Origin of the sequence: Massilia forsythiae (assembly GCF_012849555.1) — a bacterium.
GTDB classification, from domain to species: domain Bacteria; phylum Pseudomonadota; class Gammaproteobacteria; order Burkholderiales; family Burkholderiaceae_D; genus Telluria; species Telluria forsythiae.
Genome location: NZ_CP051685.1, coordinates 2,083,303 through 2,097,132, shown reverse-complemented (window position 1 = coordinate 2,097,132; position 13,830 = coordinate 2,083,303). Strand labels below are relative to the sequence as shown.

The window sequence follows — 13,830 nt, the reverse complement described above, 5'->3', positions numbered from 1 at the left end:
GTAATGATGACAGTGTGTGCGGCGTGCTTACAGGGATCAAGGCATGATTGCTACCTGAGGCAAATTAACCGTAAATAATGACAAGCAGCCGCCAGGCCGCATTCTGGAGTTCCTGTGATCTTTGGTTTCATGAAATCGCCGACCCTGTCGCCGCGCCAGCGCCGGCTGCAGGGTACATCGCTGTTCAGTACGCTCAAGCCGATCGAAGTCAAATTCGTCGATGGCCTGATGCACGAGAGGCGCTACCTGCGCGACGAAGTCATCTTCGACGAAGGCGAGGAAGGCCAGGCGCTGTACCTGGTGATGAGCGGGCTGGTACAGATCAGCCGCGGGCCGGAAGGCGCGCGCCAGCTGGTGACCGAGCTGGGGCCGGGCAGCTTTTTCGGCGACCTGGCGCTGCTCGACAATTCGCCGCGCAGCGCCCAGGCGCGCGCGCTGGAAGCCTGCGAGGTGGCGGTGTTCTTCCGCGACGACTTCCTGGCGCTGATGGAAAACGATCCCGTCATCGGGTACAAGATCTCACTGTCGCTGGCACGCCACATCGGCCAGCGCCTGCGCTTCCAGCTCGACGGTCGCGCCCAACTGGAAGCGCTGTAATGCACGACGAACATTCGGGACCGGTCGTCTGGACCGGCATCATCGGCGTTACCTGCCTGCTGCTGGTGCTGCTCGAGCACATGCTGTGGCTGGTGCTGCCCTTCATCTTCGGCACCATCATGTACTACCTGCTGCTGGTGCCGAAGCAGCGCCTGCTGCGCGCCGGGTTTTCGCGCGACCTGGCGACCATGCTGGCCTTCGCCCTGTTCTTCGGCACGCTGGCGCTGCTGACCATGGCGGCCATGTCCTGGAGCGTGACGCCCGGCGGCGCCAATTGGTACGAGATCGTCGTGCGCTACATCAACGGCGGCCTGGCCTTCGTGCGCAATACGCTGGCGCTGCTGGAAACCAAGTTCCCGCCGCTGGCCGAGATGCGCCTGAGCTCGATGGTCGACAAGGGCGTCAAGACCTACACCGACAACTTCGCCCAGCGCTACCTGGCCGGCATCCTGGTGGCGGTGGCCGGCTGGCTGCCTTCGCTGCTGCTGGCGCCCTTCCTCGCCTTCTTCTTCCTGCGCGACGGCTTGCTGTTCAAGAAGTTCCTGGCACGCGCCGTGCCGAACGCCTATTTCGAACGCACCCTGTATCTGCTGCGCCAGGTCGACCAGACCGCGCGCGCCTATTTCGAGGGTTTGTTGAAGCTGACGGTGCTCGACACCATCGTGCTGGGCTTCGGCTTGTGGGTGATCGGCGTACCCTCGCCGCTGCTGCTCGGTTTCATTTCGGCGGTGCTGGCCTGGGTGCCCTTCGTCGGCTCGATCGTCGGCTGCCTGATGGTGGTCATCGTGGCCGCCACCGACGCGCCGGCCAATCCGCTGGTGGCCTATGGCGCGATCGTGGTGTTCATCCTGGCGCGCCTGCTGGACGACTTCGTGTTCATGCCGCTGACGCTGGGCCGCAGCCTGCAGATGCATCCGCTGGTGACCGTGCTCATGATCTTCGTCGGCGGCACCCTGTCCGGCGTGGCCGGCCTGATGCTGGTGCTGCCGCTGCTGGGCGTGGTGATGGTGGTCGGCGAGACGCTGGGCCGGCTGGTGACCAATCCGCGCCTGCGCGCGCGCCACCGCTATGCGCGTGCGCTGCGCGACAGGCAGGCGAATACGGATTTGCAGGTGTAAGGATAGGAACCGATGCACGTCGTCCCCGCGCAGGCGGGGACCCATGCTGAATGACAAAAGCTGTGTTATCAAAAGTCGCGCGTACTTTCGACACGATGAATTCTGATGCGTGATATGGGTCCCCGCCTGCGCGGGGACGACGCGGCGATATGGGCGCTGTACAAAAAAACCGGGCAGCGCCCGGTTTTTTGATGCTGTCACGTCCTGCCGTGCCTGCTACTTGCGCCCCGCCTTCGGCTTGGCCTTGATAGTCGACAGGATCGACGGCGCCACCTTCGATGGCGGCGCCATGAACGGCGTGGTGGCCGGCACGCGCTCGTTGCGCCGTTCGCCACGCGCCGGCGCCGCACGGCCGCCATTGCGCTCGCCGGCGCGGGCACCGGCCAGCGCATCCCCCGGACGCGCATTGCGCTTGGGCGCCACCTCGATCACGCGGCCCTGCGGCGCGGCACCAGGCCCCGGCGGGCGGCGTTCGCCGCGTTGCTGCGGCACTTCTTCGCCGCCGCCGCCGGTGGCCGGCACCAGATGGCGCTCGCCGTTGCCGATCAGGTCGCCGCGGCCCATGCGCCGCAGGCCTTCGCGCAGCACCGGCCAGTTTTCCGGATCGTAGTAGCGCAGGAAGGCTTTGTGCAGCTTCCTGGTCTTGCCGCTCTTGGCGGTTTCGACGACTTCCGAATCCTCGCTGACCTTGTGCAGCGGATTCTTGCCCGAGTGGTACATGGTGGTGGCCATCGCCATCGGGGTCGGCGTAAACGTCTGCACCTGGTCCAGGTGAAAATTGTTCTTCTTGAGCCACAGCGCCAGGTTCAGCATGTCCTCGTCGGTGCTACCCGGGTGCGCGGCGATGAAGTACGGGATCAGGTACTGCTTCTTGCCGGCTTCCTTGGAGTACTTGTCGAACAGCGCCTTGAACTCGTCGTAGGCGCCGATGCCCGGCTTCATCATCTTGGAGAGCGTGGCTTCCTCGGTGTGCTCCGGCGCGATTTTCAGCAGGCCGCCGACGTGGTGCGTCACCAGTTCCTTGACGTACTCGGGTGAGCGCACGGCCAGGTCGTAGCGCAGCCCGGAACCGATCAGGATCTTCTTGATGCCGGGAATGGCGCGCGCCTTGCGGTACAGCGAGATCAGCTTGCTGTGGTCGGTGCCCAGGTTGCTGCAGATGGTCGGGTACACGCACGACAGGCGGCGGCAGGTTTCCTCGATCTTCTTTTCCTTGCACGCCAGGCGGTACATGTTGGCGGTCGGGCCGCCCAGGTCGGTGATGGTGCCGGCGAAGTTCTTGGTGGTGTCGCGGATCAGCTCGATCTCGCGCAGGATCGACGGTTCCGAGCGGCTCTGGATGATACGCCCCTCGTGCTCGGTGATCGAACAGAAGGTGCAGCCGCCGAAGCAGCCGCGCATGATGTTGACGGAATAGCGGATCATTTCCCAGGCCGGGATATGGGCCTTGCCGTAGCTCGGGTGCGGCGCGCGCGCATAGTTCATGTCGTACACGCCGTCCATCTCGTCCATCTGCAGCGGCAGCGGCGGCGGGTTCAGCCAGACGTCGCGGTCGCCGTGCTGCTGCACCAGCGCGCGCGCGTTGCCCGGATTCGACTCCAGGTGGAACACGCGCGAGGCGTGTGCGTACATCACCGGGTCGACGCTGACGGTATCGAAGCTCGGCAGGCGCACCACGGTCTTGCGGGCTTTTTCCCTGGCCGCGGCCTGGCGCTCTTCGCGCGTCATGATGACGATCGGTTTCAGGATCGGCTGCGCCTCGGGCTCCGGCTGCGCATTGTCGCGCGCGCACTGCTTGGGGTCTTCCAGCGCCATCGCATACGGGTTCGGCTGCGGGTCGATGCGGCCCGGCACGTCCACGCGCGTGGAGTTGTGCACGCTCCACTCGTCGTCCGGCAGCCAGCCGTGCGGCACCAGGAAGGCGGTGCCGCGCAGGTCGCGGATGTCGCGGATGTTCTCGCCGGCGGCAATGCGGCGGGTCGCGTCGACCAGCGCGCGCTCGGCGTTGCCGAAGATGACGAGATCCGCCTTGGATTCGAACAGCACCGAGCGGCGCACCTTGTCCGACCAGTAGTCGTAGTGCGCGATGCGGCGCAGCGAGGCTTCGATGCTGCCGGCGATCACCGGCACGCCGGGATACGCTTCGCGCGCACGCTGGCAATACACGGTCACGGCGCGGTCCGGACGCTTGTTCGGCGCGCCCTCCGGCGTGTAGGCATCGTCGGAGCGGATCTTGCGGTCGGCCGTGTAGCGGTTGACCATCGAGTCCATGTTGCCGGCGGTGACGCCCCAGTACAGGTTCGGCTTGCCGAGCGCGCGGAACGGCTCCACGGAGGTCCAGTCCGGCTGGCTGATGATGCCGACGCGGTACCCCTGCGCTTCCAGCAGGCGGCCGACCAGCGCCATCCCGAAGCTGGGGTGGTCGATGTAGGCGTCGCCAGTGATCAGGATGATGTCGCACGAATCCCAGCCCAGCTTGTCCATTTCGGCGCGCGACATGGGCAGGAAGGGCGCGACGGGTGCGCGGCTGGAACGCTTGGGAACGTTCGCGAAGAGGTTGGCTGGGGAGTTCATTGGCCGGTATTTTACCGGAAAACCAATTTACGAGCGCTTCCCGCCTCTGAAATTTGCTTAAGTATCAACGACTTGGCAAATCGGTTGGAGGATTTGTTGCGTTGGTTGGACGCGTGGACGGCGGAGCCGTCCACCCTACCATCCGGCAGAATCAACTATTGCGCCGAACTTGTGTCAGATACCCATGTTGGCCAGGATGGTGCCGAGCTGGCGCAGGGCCGGTTCCAGGGTCGGGTGCTTGGCGGCGAAGCGCGCGGTGAGTTCCTGCGAGCGCGAGGCCAGACCATAGGTGTTGGCGTCCAGGTTGTCTTCGTCGCGCTTGTCCAGCAGGCGGTTGATGTCGCCATCGAGTTGGCGCAGCAGCATCTGCAATTCCTCGTCGACCTGGCCGGTCTCGTTGAGGTTGCGGTGCAGCGTTTTCAGGTGCGCCTTCAGGTCGGATTCGTTCTCGTTCAGCATGTCATTCCCTCTCGTTGGTGAACCTGGTCTCCAGATACAACTGCTCGACCTTGTCGCGCGCCCAGGGCGTCTTGCGCAAGAACTTCAGGCTCGACTTGATGCTCGGGTCCTTGATAAAACAGTTGATGTCGATACGGCGGCCGAGTCCGGCCCAGCCGTAGTGCTCGACCAGGCGGGTCAGCACCGATTCTAAGGTAATACCGTGTAGGGCTTGCACACTCATTGCGGGGTAAGGGGATGGCGGTTTGTCGGGGAAGTGTAGCGCCGATGGCAGCGGCCCGGCGCAGGCGGGAATCCATGTTCAGCTTCCGAATCCGGTACAGCCACTATAACGCGGACTACGCGACTTCGGTTCTTCGGTATGGGGTCCCCGCCTGCGCGGGGACGACGTGCTGAGGTACGTGGACGGCATTTCGCTGCGGTATTGCTCTACCGTCCATATCCCTTCGAGAGACGATCACTCGCCCGTCAAGCCGCGGCGCTCCAGCAGCGGCTGGATCCTGGCGTCGCGGCCGCGGAAGTTGCGGTACATGTCCATCGCGTCCATGGTGCCGCCGCGCGACAGCAGCATCTGGCGGAAGCGGTCGCCGTTCTTGCGCAGCAGGCCGCCGTTTTCCTTGAACCACTCGACGGTGTCGGCATCCAGCTTCTCGGCCCACAGGTAGCCGTAGTAGCCGGCCGAGTAGCCGCCCGAGAACACGTGCGAGAAGTAGGTGGTGCGGTAGCGCGGCGGCACCAGCGGGAAGTCGACGCCGGCGTCGTGGAGCGCCTTGGCTTCGAAGCCCAGCACGTCGCCCGGAACCTGGGCGGCGCCCAGCTGGTGCCAGCTCTGGTCGAGGATCGACGCCGCCAGGTACTCGGTGGTGCGATAGCCCTCGTTGAACTTGCTCGACGCCTGCACCTTGTCCAGCAGGGCCGACGGCATCGGCGCGCCGGTCTGGTAGTGCTTGGCATAGTTGGCCAGCACTTCCGGCCAGGCCATCCACATCTCGTTGACCTGCGACGGGAACTCGACGTAGTCGCGCGGCACGCGGGTGCCCGAGAAGCGCGGGTACTTCACGTTCGAGAACATGCCGTGCAGCGCATGGCCGAACTCGTGGAACATGGTGCGCACTTCGTCGTAGGTCAGCAGGGTCGGCTCGCCGGTCGCCGGCTTCGGGATGTTCAGGTGGTTGGCGATCACCGGATGCGTGCCCAGCAGCGTGTTCTGGCCGACATAGGCGTTCATCCAGGCGCCGCCGCGCTTGTTGGCGCGCGCGTACGGATCGTGCAGGAAGATCGCCAGCTGCTTGCCGTCGGTGTCGAACACGTCGAACACGCGCACGTCCGGGTCGTACACCGGCAGGTCCTTGCGTTCCTTGAAGGTGATGCCGTATTCCTTGGTGGCGGCGAAGAACACGCCGTCCAGCAGCACGCGGTTGTACTCGAAATACGGCTTCAGCTGGTTCTCGTCGAAGGCGTATTTCGCCTGGCGCACCTTGTCGCTGTAATAGTTCCAGTCGTAGGCCGCCGCCTGGAATTTGCCGCCCTCGGCGTCGATCACCTTCTGGATCTCGGCCGCTTCCTTCCTGGCGTTGTTCACGGCCGGCTTGGCGAATTCCGCCAGCAGCCCGTTGACGGCGCCGGTGGTCTTGGCCGTCTGGTCTTCCAGCATGTAGGCGGCGTGGCTCGGGTAGCCCAGCAGCGCGGCGCGCTCGGCGCGCGCCTTGACCAGTTCCAGCACCAGGTTGCGGTTGTCGAACTCGCCGCCATGGCTGCCGCGCGCCAGCGACAGTGCCAGCAGTTTTTCGCGGGTGGCGCGGTTGGTCAGTACCGACAGGGGCGCCTGCTGGGTGGTGTTCACCACCGGGATCACGAACTTGCCGTCCATCCCGCGCTTCTTGCCTTCCACGGCCGCCGCGTCGATCGCCTTGTCCGACATGCCGGCCAGTTCGGCGCGGCTGTCCACTACCAGCGCCGAGGCGTTGGCTTCCTTCAGCACGTTCTGGCTGAACTGGGTCTGCAGCGCGGCGATCTTGCCGTTATACGCCTTCAGCTTTTCCTTGTCGGCGGCGGACAGCTTGGCGCCGGCGCGCACGAAGTCGGTGTGATAGCGTTGCAGCAGGTAGGCCGACTCGGCGTCCAGGTGCAGCTTGGCGCGCTTGTCGTACAGGGTCTGGATGCGCTTATACAGTTTCTCGTTGAGGCGGATCTTGTCGCTGTGGGCAGCCTGTTTCGGCGCCAGTTCCTTGTCGAGCGCATCCAGCGCCGGATTGGTGTTGGCGCCGACCAGGCTCGAGAAGACGGTCGAGACGCGGTTCAGCAGCTGGCCCGAACGCTCCATGGCGACGATGGTGTTCTCGAAAGTGGGCGCCGCTTTGCTATTGGCGATGGCTTCGATTTCCAGCGACTGCTGGCGCATGCCTTCCTCGAATGCCGGCTTGAAGTCCTCGTTCTTGATCTTGTCGAAGGCCGGGTATTCGAACGGCAGGGTGCTCGGCTTGGCGAATGGATTCGAGGCCGGCAGCAGCGAGGCCGGGGCGGCGTAGGCCAGGTTGGCGACGGCCGCGGTAACGGCCAGTGCCAGGATGTGGGAACGGTTCATTCTCAGTCTCTTCAGGGGTGGAATTCTGGTCATGGGTGGCGCGGCACCGGGCATTGGTAGCGCCCGGGCCGCGCATGCGGCGCCCGATCGGTTGCCGCGCGGTTGCCCGTCAGTTGCCCGTCAGGCCGCGGCGTTCCAGCAGCGGTTCGATGCGCGCATCGCGGCCACGGAAATTGCGGAACAGGTCCATCGCATCGGCCGAGCCGCCGCGCGACAGCAGGGTCTGGCGGAAGTGGTCGCCGTTCTTGCGCAGCAGGCCGCCGTTTTCCTTGAACCACTCGACGGTGTCGGCGTCCAGCTTTTCGCTCCACAGGTAGGCGTAGTAGCCGGCCGAATAGCCGAGCGAGAAGCTGTGCGAGAAATAGGTCGTGCGGTAGCGCGGCGGCACCGGCGCGAAGTCGACGCCGGCGTCATGCAGCGCCCTGGCTTCGAAGCCCAGCACGTCGGTCGGCACCTGGCTCGGGGCGATCTGGTGCCAGCGCTGGTCCAGCAGCGAGGCCGCCAGGTACTCGGTGGTGATGAAGCCCATGTTGAACTTCCTCGACGCCTGCACCTTGGCCAGCAGTTCTTTCGGCATCGGCGCGCCGGTCTGGTAATGCCGGGCGTAGTTCGCGAGGACCTCGGGCCAGGTGGCCCACATCTCGTTGACCTGCGACGGATATTCGACGAAGTCGCGCGGCGTGTTGGCGCCGCCGAAGGTCGGGTAGGTCACGTTGGAAAACATGCCGTGCAGCGCGTGGCCGAACTCGTGGAAGGCGGTGCGCACTTCGTCGTAGGTCAGCAGCGTCGGCTGGCCGGCGGCCGGCTTCGGAATGTTCAGGTGGTTCGCCACCACCGGGTGGTTGCCGAGCAGCGTCGATTGGGTGACGTACTCGTTCATCCAGGCGCCGCCCTGCTTGTTGGGACGCGCATAGTAATCCATGATGAAGATCGCCAGCTGCTTGCCGTCGGCATCGAACACGTCGAACACGCGCACGTCCGGGTCGTACACCGGCAGGTCATGGCGCTCCTTGAAGCTGATGCCGAATTCCTTGTTGGCGGCGAAGAACACGCCGTTCTGCACCACGTTGTTCAGCTCGAAATATGGTTTTAATTGACTCTCGTCGAACGCGTATTTCGCCTGGCGCACCTTGTCCGTATACAAGGCCCAGTCCTGGGCGGCGACCTGGAAGCCACCTTTCTCGCTATCGATGACTTTCTGGATCTCGCCGGCTTCCTTCCTGGCGTTGTTCACCGCCGGTGCCGCCAGTTCTCCCAGCAGTTTATTTACCGCTTCCGGCGTCTTCGCGGTTTCCTCTTCCAGGGAATAGGCGGCGTAGTTGGCGTAGCCCAGCAGCGTCGCCTTTTCGGCGCGCAGTTTTACGAGACGCTGCACCAGCGCGCGGCTGTCGAACGCGCCGCCGCGGCTGCCGCGCGCCAGCGAGGCTGCCATCAGGCGCGTGCGCGTGGCGCGGTCGGTCAACAGCGCCAGCGGCGGCTGGATCGTGGTGTTGGCCAACGCGATCACGTACTTGCCGTCCAGGCCGCGCTTCTTGGCTTCCGCGGCGGCGGCGGCGATGTCCGCTTCCGGCAGGCCGGCCAGTTCCGCGCGGCTGTCGACCACCAGTGCCGAGGCATTGGCTTCCTTCAGCACGTTCTGCGCGAACTGCGACTGCAGGCCGGCGATCTCGCCGTTGTACCCCTTCAGCCTGGCTTTATCCGCCGCGGACAGGTTGGCGCCGGCGCGCACGAAATCGCGGCGGTAGCGCTCCACCAAGTGCAGCAATTCGGCATCCAGTTTCAGGCCGGCGCGCTTGTCGTAGATGGTTTTCACGCGCTGCCACAGTTTGCCGTTCATGTAGATGGCGTCGTGGTGCGCGGCCAGACGCGGCGACATCTCGCGGTCGATCGCGTCCAGCGCATCGTTGGTGTTGGCGCTCTGCAGGTTGGAGAACGTGGTCGAGACGCGCGCCAGCAGCTGGCCGGAACGCTCCAGCGCCACGATCGTGTTCTCGAAGGTCGGCGCGGCGCGGTTGGCGGCGATGGCGTCGACTTCGCGCAGCTGCTCGCGCATGCCCGCTTCATAGGCCGGCTTGAAGTGCTCGTTCCTGATCTTGTCGAAGGCCGGGTAGTGGAACGGCAGTGCGCTGACCGTGGCGAAGGGATTCGAGGCGTCGAGGGCGGCGGCTGCAGTAGCGGTAGCGTCAGCGGGGCTTGCGGGCGCGGCGGATGCGGGCGCGATGGTCGTCGCGTAGGCCAGCGCGATGCCGGCCGCGACGATGAGACGGTGTGGACGTTTCATTGGGTCTTTCACGGACAATAAGAACCCGTCCCGGCGGGAGTCCGGCGTTGCCGGGACAGGCTCCAAAGAACGCTGCCGGGACCAGCCCGGCAGCACGTGCGTGGAAGATCATAGCAGGCTTATTGCCGTATCGTCACATCGGATTTGTAGCGTTGCGGAGCGATCCACGCAAGGAAAACGCTCATCCGTCATCCCGGTCGTCTGATTCTTTGCGCTCGGCTTCTTCGGCCACCTTGCGCTCGATGCGCCGGTCCGGAATCAGCCACCAGACCGCCACGCCCACATACACCACGAAGCCCATCCAGGCCTGGAACCAAGACAGCGCCACGCCGACCAGGTACAGCACGCTCGACAGCTTGCCCTTGCGGTTATCGCCGATCGCCTCGGCCAGCACGTCGTTGCTGTCGTGATTGCGGATCAGGCTGTGCGCCAGCGTCATGTAGGCGATCGAGCACATGAACAGCACGATGCCGTAGGCGGTGGTCGGCACGGTCTCGAAATGGTTCTCGCCGGTCCAGGCAGTCACGAAAGGCACCAGCGACAGCCAGAACAGCAGGTGCAGGTTGGCCCACAGGACGCCGCCGCCCACCTCTTCCACCGCGTGCAGCATGTGGTGGTGGTTGCTCCAGTAGATGCCGACGTAGACGTAGCTGAGCACGTAGCTCATGAAGACCGGCCACAGCGGGAGCAGCGCCTTGAGCGTGGGGTTGTGCGGTACCTTCAGTTCCAGCACCATGATCGTGATGATGATGGCGATGACGCCGTCACTGAACGCTTCCAGTCGATTTTTTCCCATCCATTTCCCTGGTCTGGCTACATCAGCGTGATCCCGAACCGTTTAATGCACGCTGCAAATAATACGAAGCATACAACGGTTAACAGAACACAAGCCGCGAGTGTCGGCCAGAATCCCAGGCGGGGAAGCAATACGGGGAACACCAGGAACATCGGCAAGGTCGGCACGACATACCAGAAGGTGTACCAGGCGTGGTTGGCCACCCTGGCTTGCGGCTGCCGTTCGACGTGCAGCCAGATCAGGGTCAGCACGGTCACCAGCGGCAGCGCAGCGATCAACGCGCCCAGCTTGTCGCTGCGCTTGGCGAACTCGGACACCAGCACGACGACGCCGGCAGTGATCAGGTACTTCGTCAGCACCCAGGCCATGCTGTTCCTTCAGGACAGCAGCTTGACGTCCTGCCCCGGACCGGCGAGCTCATGATAGATATCGTCCAGGAAGGTACCGATTTCCTCGGTCTCCAGCGTCGGCGGGATGAAGAGATCGTCCTCTTTCATACGCTTTCCCGGCCCGAGACGATACACTTCCCAGGAGTCGTTTTCCCGTCGTACCTCGAGCTGGAAGCGACCATAGATATTGAAACGCATGATATGAAATCCCCAACGGTTGTACTGCGGGTGTTTCGATACAACACTCACCCGGCATTGTCCATTGTAGTGCGTGTTCCCTCTGGGACAACGAAAACCACGCTAAAATAGTGCACAGGAACAACACTTATTTTACAGTTAGTACACAATTCGACCGGGTTTCGTGTAATGGCAGGCCGATGCCGGCGTGCCGGATGCTGCGCCAGGCAAGCACCCTATCATGCTGTCCCCACCCGTAAATACGCAGAAACTCACAAGCAGATCGTCGAGGTCGATTAATAGTGTGGCGGACGTTCGTTGAGCGGCCCCTGGCCGGCGTCGCGCAGGGTGCGAACGTGCTCCGCCAGCTTGGCCGCCAGTGCTTCCAGCTGATCGATGCGGCGGCCTTGTTCGTAGACGGTGCGGTTCAATGCATCCACCAGGTTTTCCTGCTCGGACAACTTGATCTCGATATCGATGAAGCGGTTTTCGTCGTTCATGCGTTTTCCTTATAAAAATAAAGAGCCGCATGTTTCCATGCGGCTCCTTCATATTTTGGTACCGTAAGTCCGGTACCGCGATGCGGCATGCGCCGGGTCAGGCAGGGCTCAACCTTTCCAGACTTCGTAGACCACGCCGTTCTGGATGCTGCCGATGACCTGTGCTTGATTTTCCGGGCTTTCGCTGAAGAAAGCCAACACCTGTTCGCGGCTGGCGCCCTTGTTGTCGATCGAATCGACCCAGAAATTGAAGCCGCCGGCTTCCGGGTCGCGATGCAGCACATTGTGATACAGGTTCGTCACGAAGTCGCTGGTGCTCGGGTTGCTGCCGTACATGCCGATGAATTCCGCCGACTTGGTAAAGGACAGCGCAATTTCCTGCAGCGAATGGCCGATATCCATGGCGTTGATCCAATAGCCCAGGCCACCCGCTTCGGCCGGACGGTCGAACGCCGCCTGGTACAAGCGGAACATCTGGCCGGCATTGCCGTTGATGTCCAGCGCCACGTCGGCATCGTTGAAATGCAGACGCTCGACGTTGATCAAGGCATCGTGGCCGCCGTTGCCGGCATTGTCGGTGACGCCATAGCCCCACACTTCCTTGGCCACGGTAAAATTCGCGCGTGCGCCATTATAGGTGACGGTATCGATGCCGCCCTGGCCATCGATCGCCGTCGAGCCGGCCGTAGCGGTCAGCTTGTCGTTGCCGGCGGTGCCGGTGATGTTTGCCGTATTGGCCACGTTGAAACTCAAGGTGGTGCCGGAACTGGTCGCATTGCCGGCAGCATCGACCGAGACCGCGACCAGGCCATAGCTGCCGTTCGGCAACGGCGAGGTAGTGACCGACCATTTGCCGTCGGTGCCGACCTTGGTTTCCGAGATTTCGATGTAATCGGTGTTGCGCAGCAACTGGATCGTGGTGCCCGCTTCGCCGGTACCGCTCAGCGTGGCCTGGTTGCTGCCCTGTGTGTAAGACAGGCTGGACGTCGGAATGATCGGCGCGGTGGCGTCGATGTTGAAGGCGATCGCGTCGCTGGCCGCCGACGTCTGGCCGGCACCGTTGGTGGCAATGGCATAGATCTGGTAATTCATGCCATCGTTGAAGGGACTGAGCTTCAGGCTCCACAAGCCCTTCGCGTCGGCAGTGGCGGTGCCGACAAGCACATTGGTCGTCGTAAAGACCTTGATCACAGCATTGGCATCGGCGCTACCGCTGACCAATGGCATATTGCCGGATGCATAACCATTGGCATTCTTGGTAACGGTCAACTGCGGTACCATTGGCGACCCGGTTGCGGTTGCCACGACATCCGCATGCGACATGCTGAGATCGGCGAAGCGCAGTGTTTCGATCGAGCTCAGCGTATCGGTGCCGTCGCTGCCGTCCTTGCTGGCTACCACGAGATCGCCGTTGGCGAGCACGCTGAAGTTGTAATTGTTGCGTACACCATGGAACACGGCGGTGTCGTTACCGTTTCCTCCATTGATCATGTCATTTCCTCCATTTCCTTCAAATGTGTCGTCGGCATCGGTGCCGGTCAGAGTGTCGGCGCCGCTGGTGCCTGCCAGGTAGCGGCCACCGGTGGCCGAATTGATGCCCAGGGCACCGCGCAGGCCATCGCCGCCGTACAGCCACATCAAGGCGGCCACGTCGTCCTGGCTGTATGTCGTGTAGGGGCCGCCCACGTCGGTGTAGGACATCAGTGTATTGACCGTGTTGTCCTGGCTGGCCGGCAAGGTCGCGCTGTTGTCGCTGGTGGTTTCAAACGGGTGCTTCAGGCCGAGCGCGTGGCCGAGCTCGTGCAGCAAGGTTTCGTAACCATTGCCACCCGCTGCCAGGTTGCCGTTTTGCGAACCCCATTCGACGTTGTCCAGATAGACGTAGACGTCGGCATCGTAGCTGGCCAATTGGGTGCCGCTGTAGGTATAGCTGCTGTGCCAGCTGGCCAAACCGGTCACATTGCTGCCGATGAGGTTGGCATTGGCCAGGTGAATCTGTGCATTCGTCCCGATTGCCGTTTCCACGAACTCGATGCCGGTCAGCTTCGTGATATAGGCAAAAGCGGAGCGCACCGCCGCTTGCTGGGAGGCGGTGAAGGCTTGCTGCGTTCCAGTGAAATTCTTTGCTGCGGACTGCGCATCTTCATTGCCGGAGGCAACCGAAAACGTGTAACTCAGGGTGTTCAGGGGCGTCCTGGAACTATCGGTCAGAAAATTCCAGTCGGGGCCGCTATCGAGCAGTGCGTCGATATAGTTGAGCCCGGACAGGGGCGTCTTGGTGACGTCGGATACGGTTGCCATTGCTAGTGCTTTTAATACTGCTAAGATTTATTGTGACAAAGTCACTTCGAGAAA

12 protein-coding genes are annotated in these 13,830 nt (G+C 63.2%); 2 read left to right on the top strand and 10 right to left on the bottom strand.

Annotated features, from left to right (window positions below; all coding sequences use genetic code 11):
• Positions 1-129: 129 nt before the first annotated feature.
• Together HH212_RS09075 and HH212_RS09070 are read left to right on the top strand one after the other, a co-directional pair.
• A complete protein-coding gene (locus tag HH212_RS09075; protein WP_229217640.1) occupies positions 130-597 on the top strand; it encodes a cyclic nucleotide-binding domain-containing protein in 468 nt (155 codons plus the stop codon).
• Positions 597-1,715, top strand: coding sequence for an AI-2E family transporter (locus HH212_RS09070; protein ID WP_170202191.1), 1,119 nt, complete (start codon positions 597-599; stop codon positions 1,713-1,715). Before HH212_RS09075 ends, HH212_RS09070 begins: the two co-directional genes overlap by 1 nt.
• A 216-nt stretch (positions 1,716-1,931) precedes the next feature.
• Here HH212_RS09070 and HH212_RS09065 read toward each other — a convergent pair whose 3' ends face one another.
• The 10 genes from HH212_RS09065 to HH212_RS09020 all read right to left on the bottom strand — a co-directional run bounded on the left by HH212_RS09065 (position 1,932) and on the right by HH212_RS09020 (position 13,776).
• The gene (locus tag HH212_RS09065) at positions 1,932-4,289 is read right to left on the bottom strand and encodes a YgiQ family radical SAM protein (protein WP_170202190.1); all 2,358 of its coding nucleotides are present in this window, start codon (positions 4,287-4,289) and stop codon (positions 1,932-1,934) included.
• 174 nt (positions 4,290-4,463) lie between these two features.
• Positions 4,464-4,748 (bottom strand): DUF4404 family protein, encoded by a 285-nt coding sequence (locus tag HH212_RS09060; protein ID WP_170202189.1) that lies wholly within the window; start codon positions 4,746-4,748, stop codon positions 4,464-4,466.
• 1 nt (position 4,749) lies between these two features.
• Positions 4,750-4,971: a VF530 family protein gene (locus tag HH212_RS09055; protein ID WP_170202188.1), complete on the bottom strand. Its 222-nt coding sequence runs from the start codon at positions 4,969-4,971 to the stop codon at positions 4,750-4,752.
• A 234-nt stretch (positions 4,972-5,205) separates the two neighbouring features.
• Positions 5,206-7,332, bottom strand: a complete 2,127-nt coding sequence (locus HH212_RS09050; protein WP_170202187.1) for a M3 family metallopeptidase — start codon at positions 7,330-7,332, stop codon at positions 5,206-5,208.
• Between the two features lie 109 nt (positions 7,333-7,441).
• Positions 7,442-9,613 (bottom strand): M3 family metallopeptidase, encoded by a 2,172-nt coding sequence (locus tag HH212_RS09045; RefSeq protein WP_170202186.1) that lies wholly within the window; start codon positions 9,611-9,613, stop codon positions 7,442-7,444.
• 181 nt (positions 9,614-9,794) lie between these two features.
• Positions 9,795-10,409: a TMEM175 family protein gene (locus tag HH212_RS09040; protein WP_170202185.1), complete on the bottom strand. Its 615-nt coding sequence runs from the start codon at positions 10,407-10,409 to the stop codon at positions 9,795-9,797.
• Between the two features lie 17 nt (positions 10,410-10,426).
• Positions 10,427-10,777, bottom strand: a complete 351-nt coding sequence (locus HH212_RS09035) for a DUF3147 family protein (protein WP_170202184.1) — start codon at positions 10,775-10,777, stop codon at positions 10,427-10,429.
• A 9-nt stretch (positions 10,778-10,786) separates the two neighbouring features.
• Entirely contained in the window at positions 10,787-10,996 is a 210-nt protein-coding gene (locus tag HH212_RS09030; protein ID WP_170202183.1) for a DUF7661 family protein, read from the bottom strand.
• A gap of 275 nt (positions 10,997-11,271) precedes the next feature.
• On the bottom strand, positions 11,272-11,475 hold the full coding sequence (locus HH212_RS09025) for a SlyX family protein (RefSeq protein ID WP_170202182.1): 204 nt from the start codon (positions 11,473-11,475) through the stop codon (positions 11,272-11,274).
• 108 nt (positions 11,476-11,583) lie between these two features.
• The gene (locus HH212_RS09020) at positions 11,584-13,776 is read right to left on the bottom strand and encodes a DUF4214 domain-containing protein (protein WP_170202181.1); all 2,193 of its coding nucleotides are present in this window, start codon (positions 13,774-13,776) and stop codon (positions 11,584-11,586) included.
• Positions 13,777-13,830: the final 54 nt, after the last annotated feature.